The 14,444-nt window shown below is 48.1% G+C and carries 16 protein-coding genes; 5 read left to right on the forward strand and 11 right to left on the reverse strand.

The genetic code is table 11. From position 1 onward, the window contains the following. Nucleotides 1-224: 224 nt before the first annotated feature. Both LJE94_16320 and LJE94_16325 read right to left on the reverse strand, forming a co-directional pair. Nucleotides 225-899 (reverse strand): multicopper oxidase domain-containing protein, encoded by a 675-nt coding sequence (locus LJE94_16320; GenBank protein ID MCG6911668.1) that lies wholly within the window; start codon nucleotides 897-899, stop codon nucleotides 225-227. Nucleotides 900-914: 15 nt separating this feature from the next. Beyond that, nucleotides 915-1,433, reverse strand: a complete 519-nt coding sequence (locus LJE94_16325; GenBank protein MCG6911669.1) for a periplasmic heavy metal sensor — start codon at nucleotides 1,431-1,433, stop codon at nucleotides 915-917. A gap of 546 nt (nucleotides 1,434-1,979) precedes the next feature. Between LJE94_16325 and LJE94_16330 the strand changes: the two genes are divergently transcribed. Beyond that, a complete protein-coding gene (locus tag LJE94_16330; GenBank protein ID MCG6911670.1) occupies nucleotides 1,980-2,321 on the forward strand; it encodes a hypothetical protein in 342 nt (113 codons plus the stop codon). A gap of 19 nt (nucleotides 2,322-2,340) precedes the next feature. On the opposite strand, the gene LJE94_16335 is transcribed toward LJE94_16330, so the two are convergent. From LJE94_16335 to LJE94_16365, 7 genes are all read right to left on the reverse strand, one after another. After that, nucleotides 2,341-4,806, reverse strand: coding sequence for a multicopper oxidase domain-containing protein (locus LJE94_16335; GenBank protein MCG6911671.1), 2,466 nt, complete (start codon nucleotides 4,804-4,806; stop codon nucleotides 2,341-2,343). A gap of 221 nt (nucleotides 4,807-5,027) precedes the next feature. Next, nucleotides 5,028-5,516 (reverse strand): SoxR reducing system RseC family protein, encoded by a 489-nt coding sequence (locus LJE94_16340; protein MCG6911672.1) that lies wholly within the window; start codon nucleotides 5,514-5,516, stop codon nucleotides 5,028-5,030. A gap of 122 nt (nucleotides 5,517-5,638) precedes the next feature. After that, on the reverse strand, nucleotides 5,639-5,845 hold the full coding sequence (locus LJE94_16345) for a cation transporter (protein MCG6911673.1): 207 nt from the start codon (nucleotides 5,843-5,845) through the stop codon (nucleotides 5,639-5,641). A 320-nt stretch (nucleotides 5,846-6,165) separates the two neighbouring features. Further along, nucleotides 6,166-6,861: a hypothetical protein gene (locus LJE94_16350; GenBank protein MCG6911674.1), complete on the reverse strand. Its 696-nt coding sequence runs from the start codon at nucleotides 6,859-6,861 to the stop codon at nucleotides 6,166-6,168. Nucleotides 6,862-6,910: 49 nt separating this feature from the next. Further along, the gene (locus LJE94_16355; GenBank protein MCG6911675.1) at nucleotides 6,911-7,168 is read right to left on the reverse strand and encodes a YHS domain-containing protein; all 258 of its coding nucleotides are present in this window, start codon (nucleotides 7,166-7,168) and stop codon (nucleotides 6,911-6,913) included. Between the two features lie 32 nt (nucleotides 7,169-7,200). Continuing rightward, nucleotides 7,201-7,572, reverse strand: a complete 372-nt coding sequence (locus LJE94_16360) for an SHOCT domain-containing protein (GenBank protein ID MCG6911676.1) — start codon at nucleotides 7,570-7,572, stop codon at nucleotides 7,201-7,203. A gap of 134 nt (nucleotides 7,573-7,706) precedes the next feature. After that, nucleotides 7,707-7,922 (reverse strand): hypothetical protein, encoded by a 216-nt coding sequence (locus LJE94_16365; GenBank protein MCG6911677.1) that lies wholly within the window; start codon nucleotides 7,920-7,922, stop codon nucleotides 7,707-7,709. Nucleotides 7,923-8,761: 839 nt separating this feature from the next. Between LJE94_16365 and LJE94_16370 the strand changes: the two genes are divergently transcribed. The 4 genes from LJE94_16370 (at nucleotide 8,762) to LJE94_16385 (ending at nucleotide 12,311) form a co-directional block, all read left to right on the forward strand. Continuing rightward, nucleotides 8,762-9,043, forward strand: coding sequence for a hypothetical protein (locus LJE94_16370; GenBank protein MCG6911678.1), 282 nt, complete (start codon nucleotides 8,762-8,764; stop codon nucleotides 9,041-9,043). Between the two features lie 198 nt (nucleotides 9,044-9,241). Beyond that, a complete protein-coding gene (locus tag LJE94_16375; protein MCG6911679.1) occupies nucleotides 9,242-9,865 on the forward strand; it encodes a class I SAM-dependent methyltransferase in 624 nt (207 codons plus the stop codon). 530 nt (nucleotides 9,866-10,395) lie between these two features. Then, a complete protein-coding gene (locus LJE94_16380; GenBank protein ID MCG6911680.1) occupies nucleotides 10,396-10,968 on the forward strand; it encodes a hypothetical protein in 573 nt (190 codons plus the stop codon). A gap of 110 nt (nucleotides 10,969-11,078) precedes the next feature. Further along, nucleotides 11,079-12,311 (forward strand): permease, encoded by a 1,233-nt coding sequence (locus LJE94_16385; GenBank protein ID MCG6911681.1) that lies wholly within the window; start codon nucleotides 11,079-11,081, stop codon nucleotides 12,309-12,311. 664 nt (nucleotides 12,312-12,975) lie between these two features. On the opposite strand, the gene LJE94_16390 is transcribed toward LJE94_16385, so the two are convergent. Both LJE94_16390 and LJE94_16395 read right to left on the reverse strand, forming a co-directional pair. Continuing rightward, the gene (locus LJE94_16390; protein ID MCG6911682.1) at nucleotides 12,976-13,266 is read right to left on the reverse strand and encodes a MoaD/ThiS family protein; all 291 of its coding nucleotides are present in this window, start codon (nucleotides 13,264-13,266) and stop codon (nucleotides 12,976-12,978) included. 33 nt (nucleotides 13,267-13,299) lie between these two features. Beyond that, nucleotides 13,300-14,442 (reverse strand): radical SAM protein, encoded by a 1,143-nt coding sequence (locus LJE94_16395; protein MCG6911683.1) that lies wholly within the window; start codon nucleotides 14,440-14,442, stop codon nucleotides 13,300-13,302. Nucleotides 14,443-14,444 lie beyond the last annotated feature (2 nt).

Genomic DNA, 14,444 nt, shown 5'->3' on the forward strand with positions numbered 1-14,444 from the left:
TCCAGTTTCTTCTTTAAAGTGGCCGTCACATCGATGTCCGTCAGGATGCCAAAACCTTCTTTTTTGAGAGCCTCGGTCGTCTTTTGCACAACATTTTCAAAGTTTCCCTCAATTACTGCGTTAAAATAATAACTCATATGCCCTCCTTACCATAACGCTGACTCGATCAGTATTGTCGTTCTTTTAGATACGCATTCTATTGGCATTGCCGAGAGTTAACAAAATTAATTTTTTCTCGCAAAATAGTTTCGCATCATCCCCATATCTTCGTGCTCCAGATTGTGGCAATGGTATAAAAACAAACCTGAATAATCACTGAAATCGGTCAGTATTCTTATGCTTTCGCCCGGCATCAACAAGACTGTGTCCTTCAGAAATCCGGTCATGCGGGCCATCCTGTTCCTCGACATGTAAACGAATTGATTGTCCACATCAAAAGTACGGTCCTGAATCAATAAGGGAACATCAAATTCGTTTTCCGGCAACCCTGCTGACAGCTCTTCTTCGTCAGAGACGAGAAAAAGTCCGGCGAGTCCGCCATGGACCTGAGGCCCGGTTCGACCATGGGAGTGGGGGTGATACCAATAAGTCCCGGCCCGGTTGGTTACCGTGAACTCGTAGAGAAAAGACTGTCCTTGGGAAACGGCATAACGCGGATGCCCGTCCATAATAGCCGGCACGTGAAGGCCGTACCAGTGAATGATGGATTTTTCAGGTATGTTGTTTTTAAATCGAATGCGAATGTTCTCTCCCTGGCGTACGTTGATGATCGGCCCGAGATAGCTTTCCGGAATGTCGACAACTTTGTTCGAATCGCCCTGGTTGACTGTGGCACGGTATCGCCAGACACGGGTTGGGCTGCCCGAAAGGACTCCCCCTTTCCGTGATTCAGTATCTATTCAGGGTTCGACTTATTACCAGCAGTGTTCGCCTCTGGAATATCCGTACCCCATCATGGGCCCGCCGCCCATAAATCCTCGGCCGACATCTGGATTCTGTTTTCTCATCTCTACCATAAAATGAATGCGTTTTTGATCCAGTTGAGACTGCAACTCGGATATTTCTTTTTGGATGCTTGACGCCTTGGCGGCATCCGGGTTCTCCTTATTCAGTTCGGCCTGCAGTTCTTCTTCTTTATCATAGAGCCTGCTTCGGATGTCCTGGGTTTCCTTGAAAAAGGCTTCGCGCTGCTGATCGAACTTACGGTAATCTTCATCGGTCCACCGGTTATTTCTGTCATTGTCATAACCATAGCCATGATGCCAGCCCGGGCCATGGTGACCCCAGCCGCCGTAGTACCCACCCATCATTCCGCCGCCATAACCCATCATACCCCCGCCCCAGCCCATGCCACCATGGGCAAAGGCGTTGATGCCGATACCTGCTGCCGCGATCACTGCAATCGTGAGTATAATGTTTCTTAATGTACGCATGTCAAATTCCTCCTTTAGTTGTTTGGGTTTATTGTTACACGTTCATCGTTTTGTAGTGATACATGAGCAAACGGCATGCCATATAGAGTATTTTTCATGCCCAAACCATACATCTCTTTGTAATTATTTCTAATTTAAATATTTAACACGTCTTTTCATAAATTAGGACAAAACCAAAATACCTGATAGCGTATATTTTTTATCCGATTCAAAGATGTTAACTTAAACAAAGGTATAATTATTACCCGAATTGCTTGGTGGTAATGTATTAAAAAGGTGAATTGGATTTCTTATTCAATCTCGCCCAGTGGCCATGAGTTGGCTTTATAATTTAACATGTTGAACGTAGCATAACGCACACCACTATGTGGTAAGCAAATTGAATATAAAAATAGGGATTACGTATTCAAACAAAATTGTGGTTCAATTTGAAACAACCGGAGGAAACCCCAGTCGCGTTTATTTTTTCTTTGACCAGACCGGAGAGTATTCCGGCTCGAATTCTACAGGTGACTAAAGGGGGGGACATTATGGGAAAGTTTATCAATGAAAAAAACAGCCGGGGCTGACAAGATTAGACCACATGTCCCTGCCGGCCAAAGTATTGGCAAGCAGCATTCTTTTGGGGATCGGTATGATTTTCGTCTTCATGAGTGGTATCAGCCTGCTGCTGGATGCCGGCGCCACATTTCGTGCCTGCTTGATCGTGCTGCCTTTTGTCGGCATGTTAATCGATATTGCGGCCATATGGTTCAAAGGATTCGTGTCTTCCGTATTTTTCTGGCCGCACCTCTACCCGGCGGTGGTCTTTTCGGGCTGGTGTTCGGCTATGTGTCGTTGCGAGCCTTGTGGGAAATGTGGCTCAAGCCGCGGTCTCGAGAATCATGACCGCATTTTCATGTACTATCTAAAACCGTACCTGCAGGCCACCACCCCAGCCGTATTCCGAGTGCCACTGGCCCAGCAGGGAGACGTTTTTTGTCAGCAAATAGGACATGCCGGTCTTGCCCTCCCACTGATCATGGGTGTCATATTGTACTTCGCCGATTAGAGATAACCGTGGCGTCAAAGTGAATTCCTTGTCGAGTGCCACTCGTGCGCCCCCATCGGAATCCACCCAAAGCATGGATTCGACATTCAAAGGCAACAGGTAACGTACACCGAGCACCCCCCGCGTTTCCTCAGTTTTATCTTCATATCCCATGAAATCAGCGCCCACAAACAGGCGGCTGAAACGGTTTACATAACGATCATAGGTTAGGAGACCTTCCCATTCGGTGCCGTCGACATGCTGCCATCCGGTCTCCCACTGCGCCTGAAATATGTTGCGCGTGTCCGACAGGGTCAGCGCGCCTTCGGTCATGTTGCTGAGAATATCGGCTTGCCCCCAGGCATACCAGGATTCCTTAAAAAGATTCGACTGGACAGCGGCCACAGCAGCGTCCGGTTGGTAACCGTCATAATGGATGAACCGCGCCATGCCGCTCTTCATGTGATAGAGCAGGTGGCAGTGAAAAAACCAGTCACCGAATTCATCGGCTGCGAACTCGATCACTGTGGTCGACATGGGGGCCACATCCACCGTGTGTTTGAGTGGCGCATGATTCCCCTGCCCGTTGATGACCCTGAAAAAATGACCGTGCAGATGCATGGGATGGTGCATCATGGTGCGGTTGATCATGATGAACCGGACCACTTCCCCGGCTTTGATACGAATAATATCGCTTTCGGAAAGGGCCTTGTTGTTTATGAACCAGACGTAGCGCTCCATGTCCCCGTCCAAAGTCAATCGAATCTCGCGAACCGGCCTACCGGGATCAAAAACCGTTGGCTGCAGGGCACGCAGCCTGCCATAGGGCGGCCAGGGGCGTTCCGGCCCCATGCCCTCTGCTGCCAGCGCCTTCCTGGATGACACATCCGAGGTCAATAAGCGAAAATATCTACCATATTTTTTGCCTTTGCGGTTCGGGATGGTCCCTTCCTGCATGGCGTGGCCACCAGATTCGCTTTTTTCCATGCCTTCCATGACAGATGTTTTAGTCATATCCGAATCGCTCTGCGGATGACCGGAATGAACAGCCATTTTATCTGTGTGCATTCCGTCGGATTCCGATGCAGTATCGGTTGCATGACCTGCGCCGTGTTCAGCGCCCATGGACATGCCTTGCATGCCTGTTTCCACCGAGTCATGGTGCCCCGTCATCGTCATAGGTTCGTCGGTCATCGACATGCCCTTCATGCCCATCATACCGGGTTGGTCAAATTGACCGGATTCCACCAGGCGGTCCGACATACCCATGGTGCCCGCGGGTGTGAGCGCCCATATACTGGTTTCACTGCCGTGGTGCATGCTTTGGTACAAATTGGGGTAGGGCATGTCGGGTGCGACAAACTTTTTACCGCTGCCCAGCCAGACGGAAGCGTACCCGGAGGCATCATGGGATGTGGCCCTCAGCTCATATGCCCCGTTATGCGGGATGGTTATCAGCACATCGTACGTTTCGGCCACACCAATTAAAAGGCGTTGTAACTCCAACGGTTCGACGTCCAATCCGTCGGCAGAAATAATGGACATAGGCCCCCCGGCATATTCGATATGAAAATACGTAGTAGCCGAGCCGTTGATGATTCGCAGGCGAACTGTTTCTCCACCCGCAGCATTAATCTCAGTTTCGGGCTGACCATTGGCCAGAAAATAGTTGTAAGCCACATCGGCAATGTCCATGGGCGGCATACGCTGCAGTTCGCGTGTGAAATAGTCGCCCAATAAACCGACACGGGCTGCGCCCAGAATGCTCTGACCGCTTCCCTTTTCAATGGCATACCACTCGCTACCACGCTTAAGGGTGTGTAAGACAGCATGTGGATCCTCGGTGGTCCAGTCGGACAGCAGGACCACATGATCGCTGTCCGCGCGCTGTTTCGGATGTCGCGGTTCAATCACAATGGAGCCATATACGCCGCGCTGCTCTTGCAGACTCGAATGGGAGTGGTACCAATAGGTGCCGCTCTGGCGAATGGGAAACTCATACTTAAACGTGGTTCCCGGCTCAATGGGTGGAAAACTGATATAGGGCACGCCATCCATATTGGGAGGCACAAGTACGCCGTGCCAGTGTATGGATGTTGCCACCTGCATACGATTACGCACAACAATACGTGCCAGATCTCCCTCCCTAAAGCGCAGAGTCGGACCAGGGATGCCTCCGTTGATGGTCATGCCATCAGCTGAGATTCCTTCAATTGTCACTTTCTCCCAAGCGATCGTCAGTTCGTAGGTCACTGTTTCCGCCCAGCCCTTATTTGGCAGCACACTGGCCAGAAAAAGCATCAGCAGCAGCCGGCTGTATGGTATGCGAATTTTTATTCTCATTGTTTCCAATTCCTGTCGCTATCCTGAGATTATCTGCCGGCCATCTGTACACTGCCTGTCTGCTTGTCAAGCAGCAATCTCTGAATGGCAGACCCGTCATGTCTAACGATTTTAGCCACATAATATCTGCCTTTGTTCTCGACGGTGTTGATATGGAAAAAAACTCCCTGATCTATGACATGGAATTTGGTTTTCCTACTTTCTTTGAATCCAACACGTTGTTAATAACTGCAGCAAGATGCCTTATTCACACCCGTCATACGAATATCGGGTGTAACGATTTCGGTGATGGTCGGCGTGATTTTATTTCGCATTCCCGGACTGCGGTCGATAAAGATCACAATGACGAAGCCGAAGACCAGTCCGCAAACAGCACCGAGGATCGAAGCCGTCACCTCAGCCATGTTCGACCATTCAGCAAGCCAGTGTCCGGCAAAAGCGCCGCAAAGCATGGCAACTATAGGAAGCAGGTATAAAATGGCGGCACCGGCTGACAGGATACCGAAGGACAACTGAAGTTTAACCACATCGCCGACCTTGGCACCTACCCTATTGACCGCGCGGCTTTGTATTTTTTTGGCACCTGCCAGACAACTGTGGCATTCAGTGCCGCTTGACTCACATCCGCCGCAGGCGTTTTTGCGATCCAGTAAAACCTGTGCATACTCATTCGGTTCTGTTTTTATGACTATTCCTATATTTTCCGGCATGTTTCACCACCCCCTGTCCATTGTCCTGGTGTTGATATTTTGCAGCATCCTGACGGGGTTTAAATTTTTCAGAAATTAGATAATGAAGGCGGTCTTGGGCTGCAGTTCGCTCAGGTGCTTTTCTAAGTAGACGTCGGATAACCAATTTCTGAGAGCTTGCTCTTTATTTGCGATTCGGTGGCCGGCGCATCCCATTCAACCGTAGCCGTCTTGCTTTGAGAATCCGCATCGACTTTTACCACCCCATCGAGTTCCTGAAGTTCATTCTGAATGGTGGCCACACAATGACCACATGATATGTTCGAAATGCTAAATGTTTGTTTTGCCATGATGTTCTCCTTTCATTTAATTTTGAATTGACATATCACTTTTAAAAATCAGCAATTACTGTGCCAGTAGTCCATCAACACATTTTACCTATTGTAATTATTTGCTTTATAAAAAATATGCATCATGCAATGCTTCTGGTATAAAGGCAACCGGACGGGGATATGTATAAATTTTATACGATAAATGGCATCTTATTCCTATGCGTATCATTTTTACCCTCCAGGGGAACAGCACTAAAGCTAAGTTGACTTTCCTCAGTCTTTTATACGAAATGCGTAAAGGTCTATGCAGTTTTTTGAAAGAAAGTTAAAAAGATAGGTTAAAATCGAATTACAGGAATGCCGAAGAGAGGATAATTTCTGTCTACGTTTCCGATGCCGAGCCCCAGCGTGTCGTTGCTGCAGAACATCTGCATCGCATCAAAGAAATCATTGAACCCGTATGGCGCGACATCGTAATCTGCAAAGGCCATGAACGGTATTTTACGTTTGTTCATCATCTTTGCGAAATGAGGATGGGTGATGGTTAAAAACTGTACGCACTCTGGGCCGCAGCCGGTGTCTCCTCTTATTTTTTTCATCAGCTTCGAAACCGTTGATGATTGGTGTGCTGCGCCCGTGTTGAGCTTTGAAAAATAGAAACCTTTGGGGCGTGGCGGAGCGCCGGGCCGCAAACGGAAATGATCGCTTTTGTTAAAGTCTATGTACCGGCACTGCCAGGTTTCAAGAAAAATGCGCTTTTTGGCAAAATCCCAAGCCAATTTTCCGGAAAGCACGGCATCGGCATTACCAGCGTCGTCGTCTCCGAAGCCGTAGGAAAGCAACACACCTTCAAATCCCTCGGATAGATCAACTTCAGTCAGTTCAGGAGGCTCGGGAATTCGTTGCCATTCCATGTATGGAATTCCCCATTTCATTTTTCGATCAGCCCTTCGCCAGGCTTTGAGCTGTCGATCGACCGATAAAAATTGATCCTTTGAATTCACAGGGGTTATCTTATTCTGCCGGCCTGCCATCGTCAATTCCTCTTACCGGCTTGATGCCGAGTAAGTTTATCCGTATGTATTAATGGCAGCAAGAAGGCGGTTTGCCGCCGGTTGCTTTGTTAAGTCGGTTCAGGTATCGCCCCCAAACCCCCTTTTTCTTGGCAGGTTTAACACCCAAATACTTACCTGGGGCAGCCATAAAAGCCTGCCGGCATCCTTCGGCGCAAAAGTAGTAGGTGTCACCCTCAAAATCAAAAGGCGGCACCGTGCTCTTCTTGTCCACTTTCATGTGGCACACCGGATCGATATATCGATCGTTTTGAGATAGAGTTGTCATCTTACACCTCCAAGTTGCTTGGATAAAATCTCTCAGCTTGACAGAATACGTCGTTTTTCTTCGTACTCGGTCCTGTCAATTTCACCTCGTGCATAGCGCTGCTTGAGTATTTCCAGTGGATCAGGTCTGTCTTCACCACCTTGTCTTGCAGAGCGGATACCATTGACACCGCCCGATATGATCAGCGCAAACGCGCCGATAATAAGAACCCAAAAGATAATCATAATAATTCCCATGCCGCCTCCTATAAAACCATGGTGCCCCATCAACCAACGCTCGTTTTCAGGCCAGAATCCGATATTATGCCTGTAAAGAAACCACACGCCCAGGGCAACTAGGACAGCTGAGACGCCGATGCTGATAAGGGTTGAAGTTTTATGGTTCATTTCATTATATCCCTTCATCTTTTACCGTCTGCCGTATAGTTTTTCATCGAGCCGTTGCTCCAATCTATTGAGTTCATCAATCTTTTCATTCATCATGTCTGCACCAGCATTTTGAGATTGATAGAGCCTGGAAAGCTCTCTGCGCTTTTCAATTATTTTTGTTTCAGGATATCGATTTCTTCTCTATCGGACTGTCGATACTGTCCATAGGGTTCCGGGTTGTTTCCATATTGGCCGTAAGGGCCCGGCATATTGCCATATCTGTCGTAGTTGTTATTTGGGCGATTGAACCAGCCGCCACCACCCATCATACCGCCACGGCCGCCGCCCATACCACCGCCGCTACCTCCCATCATGCTGTATAACATCGTCGTGTCGCCGGGCTCTGTTCTTGAGCAGACGCACCAAGTGCCAACAATGAAACCACAAACAACCTTGACATGATAATTCCTAATCTCTTCATCTATTGCCTCCCGAAATGAGTAATGTTTCTATTTGTCTGTCCTTGAGAAGTATTATCCCCCCTGAATTGGCTTCATTGTTTTCAAATCATGATGAAGCGACTTATCTTTGCTAAAGAGTTGAGCAAATGCCGTGCCATCGCTTTTCATCATTTCAATCAAGTGTATTTTATCTCTCTGATATTGCAGGTAATATTTATAGCAAATTTTTTCCTTGTCAAATGCGAATGCATTTTGCTGATAAGCTTAAAAAGCAATGATTGGGTAATATTTATACGGCTTCTTTTTTTGACCGATCGGTCACCATGTTTCGTAAATGACCGTTGGCAAAAGCGGCGAGGTGTATTCCACGCAGGTTTAGAATGGAATCGGTATAACTCATTGTTTTTATTTTGACAGGACCTAACCTATTTCATGGATGAACGTATTTGACCTAACCAAAGCAAGAGGTGCTTCAAAGTGGCATATTGTTTGCTTCTAAAAAAGGCATAGCCACAACAAATGAAATTCAATATTTTATTTGATAGGAATTGATATGAAGACATTTAGGCGACATAAAAATAAATACATGAGCAGATTGTCGTTCTTCTTACCGGCCTTATCGAAGCATCTTATCTCGTCTTACACGCCGCTTGAATTTACAGATGTACCATGGGCACCTATAACTAAATCCTTATCAACGTCCAAAATTGCACTGGTTACGACAGCCGGAATACACCACCGATTCCAAAAGCCCTTCGACATGGATGATCCTGCCAGTGATCCAACCCAGTGATCCAACATTTCGTATAATTGACTCGAAAACTATAGAAGAGAATTTTCTGATAACCCACGATTATTATGATCACCGAGATGCCGACAAAGACCTGAACATTGTTTTTCCGGTTACACGGGTAAGAGAAATGGCGGCCGCGAAAGTTATTGGCAGTATTGCAGAACACCATTACAGTTTCATGGGCCATATCACCGGTCCGCACCATTTATTTGAATTTGCCTTTTGGACATCCTTTGGGAGAACCATTCAATAGCACACAGCAGATACGTGTGCTTCAATCTGCCTTGATGCACTTTACTCAATTCTCAAGCCAGGCACAATAACTGATATTGATCTCAAATGAAACCGTGAAAGCTACATGCTTCCCAAATGGATGAAGGGCAGTCATACGGAGAAAGTGGTTTGACATGGAGTGATGACGCTCAAAAGGAATCTATTTAAAATGAAATTGATAAAAAGCAAAACAGATCAAATCAGAAAGCAGTATAATCGTATCGCTTTTTTCTACAATTCCTTAGAAGCACCAATGGAATGGCTGCGGTTTCGGAACTGGCGTAATCGATTAAAAACAGCGATAGCCGGGCATAGAGCGCTTGAAGTGGGCGTAGGCACGGGCAAAAACCTGCCTTATTATCCGATGGACGTGGATGTCACGGCAATTGATTTCAGTCCGCGTATGTTAACTTATGCCAAAAAGACTGCACTCAATCTAGATATTCATGTCAACTTCCATCTGATGGATGTCCAACATTTAAAATTTCCAGACAATAGCTTCGATACAGTATTTGGCAGCTTTGTCTTTTGTTCGGTACCTGACCCTGTAATGGGTCTCAAAGAGATCCGGAGAGTCTGTAAGCCGGGCGGCCGTCTTTTACTGCTTGAGCATGTACGACCCCAGAATGCTTTAGCAGGGTATCTATTCGATATAATGAATCCGTTTGTAGTTCGTATGATGGGAGCGAATATTAACCGTCGTACCTTAGAGAACATTAACAATGCCGGGTGGGATATCATTAAAGATGAGCCACTTTCATACAGTATTGTTCGTTGGGTTGAATCAACACCAAAAACCTAATTGGGATCAATCAATGAGTTTTTTCAATGAACAGAAAACTTATGAAAGATACAGTCTACAGAGAGTAAACTTTCAATTTATAAACGAGTCAGATATGGTGATAGGGAAAACCATTTTGAACTAAATACGGTTGCATTGATATCCATCTGGGAAAAGGCCTCGGTGGAGTGACAATGGCAGGCAGTTCAGAAACGAGCTTACCAATTAGTTTTGGTTTTACAATCAGGATTGGCCTCATCAGGCATTTAACAATTTAGTAGGTAACTAGCGAATTTTCATGCTCCGTGGCGGCTCGAAGGACCATGAGCGTTTAACACCAGATGATTTTTTTTGCAATCTTCCTCATCCTTTTGCGCGGGTGGCTTGATGTCTCCCAACCTCAACCCGATGATGCAGGGCTTATCCCTTTACGCTGGTCGTCAAAATAATGGGTCCAGGGCCATCAATAAATAAGGCAGGCACCCTATAGCCTCTCTGAGCTCAAGGGAATATTCTTTAGCAAGTAACAAATCAAAGAAAAGGAGTATAAGATGAAACCCTATAAAGCATTATTCGTTTTGGTAATGATTTTCTGTCTTTCAGGATTTGTCCTTGTATCACCGGGCGAAGCCCAACAAGGCTACGGCATGAAACAACAAGGCACGTGGAACTCTGATTCTGGCAATGCCCAAAGTGGCGGATGGAGCTACTGTCCTTACTGTGGTAGCGAGCTCCGAGGACGTAGAAACTACCCTATGGGTCCCGGCAGGATGGGCCCTGGGTACGAAGGATATGGTATGATGGGGCGTGGCCATTACGGTCGTCACGGTATGGGACCAGGAATGATGGGACCCGGCTATTACGACTATCGTGGTATGGGACCGGGGATGATGGGACCCGGCTATGAACGCGACTATCGCCGCTACGAAAAACCGCTGAATAAAGAAGAAGCCAAACAGGCCGTGCAGAAAATGATCGACATAAGTCGAAATCCAAATCTGAAAACGGGCGGCATCGAGGATGATGAACAATTCTTTGTCGTCGAGGTCCTCACCCAGGAGGATTCCTTAGTGGACAAGGTTCAGGTCGACAAGGATACGGGATTGATGCGCTCAATCTACTGATAATAGACCGCAAAGGAATTCGGATCAATTCTTGCTATCTATGGATAATAGAGGAGCCCCTCGGAGGCAAGATACAACATATCGTAAGGCAAGCCTGAGGAAACAGTTGCGTGGACATCTCACATTTTTTTAAACTCTACGGAGAAGCCGCAAAAACCGCAGCAGGATTTTTCTGGAAATCCGGTTGGGCGTTCGTGTTCGGGTATTCTATCAGCGCGATGATCCAAGCCTTTATTCCGAAAAGCCGATTGACGCAGTACATGGGGAAACCCGGATTCAAGAGCGTCTCGCTGGCCACCGTTTTCGGCGCTGCCTCCTCGTCATGTTCCTTCGCTGCGCTAGCCGCAGCCCGAGCTCTGGTGCAAAAAGGAGCCCACTTTATCGTAGCGGTGGCCTTTATGTTCGCTTCGACCAACCTGGTCATCGAACTGGGAGTGCTGATCCTGATTTTTATAGGTTGGCAGTATTTGGTGGCCGAGGTGGGAGGAGGGCTGATCTTGATCGCTGTCAGCGGTATTTTAATGCACCTTACTTATCCGAAATCCTGGATACAAGAAGCCCGTGACAAGGCAAAACATGGAAAATCTGAAGAAGAGGACTTTGACTGGCGCCAACGCATCAGGTCCACCGAAGGATGGAATCTGGTTGGCAAAAAATTCGGTGACGATTGGGCCATGGTGTGGGAGGAAATTCTCATCGGTTTCACGGTTGCCGGGTTCATGGCTGTGCTGGTGCCGGCCACATTCTGGGCAACAATTTTCCTGGCCGACTTTGGGGATAGCCTGCCATCCTGGCTGATCGTTCTGGAAAACGCTGCAGTAGCTCCTTTCGTGGCAGCTGCTACCTTCATTGGTTCCATGGGCAACATTCCCCTGGCAACGGTACTCAACACCAACGGAGTGCTCTTTGCCGGAATCATGGGCTTCATCTACTCGGACCTCATGGTCCCCCCCTTGGTACAGGTTAACGCGGAATACTACGGCTGGAGAATGGCCCTGTATATCGCAGGCGTCATGTATGTAAGCATCGTCATTACCGCATTGACGCTGAACGGCACCTTCGCCCTCATCGGCATCGTGCCGGAAGGCCGAAAAGCCGTGTCTCAAATCTCCCAATTCAAGATAGACTACACTTTCTGGATGAATCTGGCCTCCGCTGCCATCGTCGTAGTTATGGTTGCCTTGCGGCGACGTCATAGGGAATCCCGTCAACACCATGGAGGTCACGGCCATGGTGGCATGGATCATCGCGGAGGACTTAGCCCGAAGAGGATGATCGCCTATCTGTGTATTGGGATTTTAGTATGCGGATTCGTCGCCTATGGGCTTACAACCTTTCGGTAAAAATTAGAATGCATGCATAGGTGACGTACAAACAAGGCGGAATTGAATACCACCCGGTCGGTGATAGCGGGAGAATTGTGAGCGAAGGAATTTTTCCCGTTCATGGGTTGTAATCATGCGAGAGGGTGAATGGGCTTGGCCAAGCATTATGTCCGCAAACCCAAAGTTTTAATATTACATTGAGCGAATGAAATGTAGAGGCTTGCATCTCCAACATAGTTCGGCGATGAACCTTGTCAAAGAAGGACTTGACGTCAGCCTCGAAAATCACATTCGCTCCGCCTTTGCTCGGCCGGGTCCAGGTGCCTGCTGTTCCCCGACGTCATCGCTCTTATGCGGTGCTCCGACTTCCTGATCATCATCGGCCTAAGCTCCGGTTCCCCTTGCTGTCGGCTTACCCCATTGCTGGCGCTTTGTTCTTGGCCGGGCAACGCACAGGCCAGCTGGCGCGTTCCCGTTGGAGATTGGTCACCGGCCCCCCATACAGCCGGAAGATTGATGGGAAATGATCAGGATCTCCCATCAAAGGCTTCTTTTGCTAATAAAAATCTGACAGGGCATCAGACCATTGATAGATTGCTATGTGAGACATTTGATATTTAGCGTAAGAATTCTGTGTCATCTTGGGGGTCAAATAAATTGATTCTTATACGTAAAATGTGGATTAGCCCCCTGCAACCGGTGGAAACAAGGCTACTTCGTCATTGTTGCATAGGTGGGTCTCCAGCTTATGCGGCAGGGTTGTATAGTGGCGGCCATTGACCAGCACCTTCAACATGTTGCTGATTTTTTTGGTTTTGGGGTCAAACACCTGATTTTTCAGGTGGTCGCCAAATTCTTCACAAAGCCCTTCCAACAGTTCCCTCAGCGTCAAATCATCGATTTCCAATTCGATTTTGGTAAGATTTCCCATCACTTTCCGGAGCGTTAGAAAAGGCTTTACCGTAATTTTCATTTTTACTCCATAAAGAGGTCGCTGATTTCCCCTCTAAATGTTAAAATATTTATCCAATCCCATATGGCGGTGCATTTCCATAAACTTCACACCGCCGGTCTGCCACAGCATTTTCAAATAGTGCCAGCCTTCGAAGGGTAGTGAATACCGCTCCAGCCCGGGCTCCGTGCAGCTGTGGCACTGGGGGAGGCGTCCGATGGTTTTCCTTATCCGGCCCGCCCGATCCGAAGAAAACAGGTCTCCAACATCCGTTTCCGTGACATTGCCGACGCTCGCATTGATCAGGGGGCACAAAAACACCTCCCCGTTGCTGCGCACGAAGAAATAGTTGAACCCGCAGGAACAAGGCTTACTCACCGAGCCTGTTTCAAAGTATTCCACCAGCGATCGGCCGTGAAAACTCCACTGAAACCGATCGCCGGAAAAAAAAGTGATCATTTTCTGCAAATCCTGTTCGTCGAAGGCAAGATCTTCGGCCCGGTCCGGGTTCAGGTAGCGGCCCTCGGTGATGATGCACGGCGAAATGATGGTAAACAGTCCTCTTGCTTCCGCATAGCGCGCAATGCCGTCAAGTTCATCCACGTTGAGCGGCAGGATAGTTGTCTTCACGCCTACGATCAGATTAGGAAAGGATTTTCTCAAACCAACGAGGGCTTCGATGGTCCGGTCGACCGTCGGCCAGGCACCTGGAAAATTTCTGATCCGGTCATGCAGATCGCTAACGGCGTCCAGGGCACAGACCACTACGAGGTCGAGGCCTTGCTCCTGCATGATCGGCATCATGGCCTCTACGGCAGGCAGCACCCTCTCCGGCAAAAGGCCGTTGGTCGTGACGGCAATGGACTTAAGGCCTGCATAATGGTCGTGCTTCAGGGTACAGATGCCGTTGAAAAGCTCCACCAGGTCACTGCGCAGGAACGGCTCGCCCCCGGTAATATCCAACTCTCGAATATCCATGAATAGGTCCGAAGAGAGCAGGCTGAGCCATTGATCCATTGTCAGATTAGGCACGTCATGTGAAATCTTCCAGATATTGCACATGACGCAGCGGGCCACACAATCATGGGTGATCTCCAAGCTTAAAGCCTGCGGCCTTCCAGGCCGGCCCGTGCGCCTCAGGTACCGATAGCGCAAGGCATTTTTGAGCAGTCCTGCGGCAATTTTCGCTGTTTCCATGG

Source organism: Deltaproteobacteria bacterium (assembly GCA_022340465.1).
In the GTDB taxonomy this organism is placed as follows: Bacteria; Desulfobacterota; Desulfobacteria; order Desulfobacterales; family B30-G6; genus JAJDNW01.

Coding starts and splice junctions, on each gene's coding strand:
- LJE94_16325 (MCG6911669.1), bottom strand. CDS start 1,433: ATGCGTACATTAAGAAACATTATACTCACGATTGCAGTGATCGCGGCA.
- LJE94_16330 (MCG6911670.1), top strand. CDS start 1,980: ATGAAAAAAACAGCCGGGGCTGACAAGATTAGACCACATGTCCCTGCC.
- LJE94_16335 (MCG6911671.1), bottom strand. CDS start 4,806: ATGAGAATAAAAATTCGCATACCATACAGCCGGCTGCTGCTGATGCTT.
- LJE94_16340 (MCG6911672.1), bottom strand. CDS start 5,516: ATGCCGGAAAATATAGGAATAGTCATAAAAACAGAACCGAATGAGTAT.
- LJE94_16345 (MCG6911673.1), bottom strand. CDS start 5,845: ATGGCAAAACAAACATTTAGCATTTCGAACATATCATGTGGTCATTGT.
- LJE94_16350 (MCG6911674.1), bottom strand. CDS start 6,861: ATGGCAGGCCGGCAGAATAAGATAACCCCTGTGAATTCAAAGGATCAA.
- LJE94_16355 (MCG6911675.1), bottom strand. CDS start 7,168: ATGACAACTCTATCTCAAAACGATCGATATATCGATCCGGTGTGCCAC.
- LJE94_16360 (MCG6911676.1), bottom strand. CDS start 7,572: ATGAAGGGATATAATGAAATGAACCATAAAACTTCAACCCTTATCAGC.
- LJE94_16365 (MCG6911677.1), bottom strand. CDS start 7,922: ATGTTATACAGCATGATGGGAGGTAGCGGCGGTGGTATGGGCGGCGGC.
- LJE94_16370 (MCG6911678.1), top strand. CDS start 8,762: ATGATCCTGCCAGTGATCCAACCCAGTGATCCAACATTTCGTATAATT.
- LJE94_16380 (MCG6911680.1), top strand. CDS start 10,396: ATGAAACCCTATAAAGCATTATTCGTTTTGGTAATGATTTTCTGTCTT.
- LJE94_16390 (MCG6911682.1), bottom strand. CDS start 13,266: ATGAAAATTACGGTAAAGCCTTTTCTAACGCTCCGGAAAGTGATGGGA.
- LJE94_16395 (MCG6911683.1), bottom strand. CDS start 14,442: ATGGAAACAGCGAAAATTGCCGCAGGACTGCTCAAAAATGCCTTGCGC.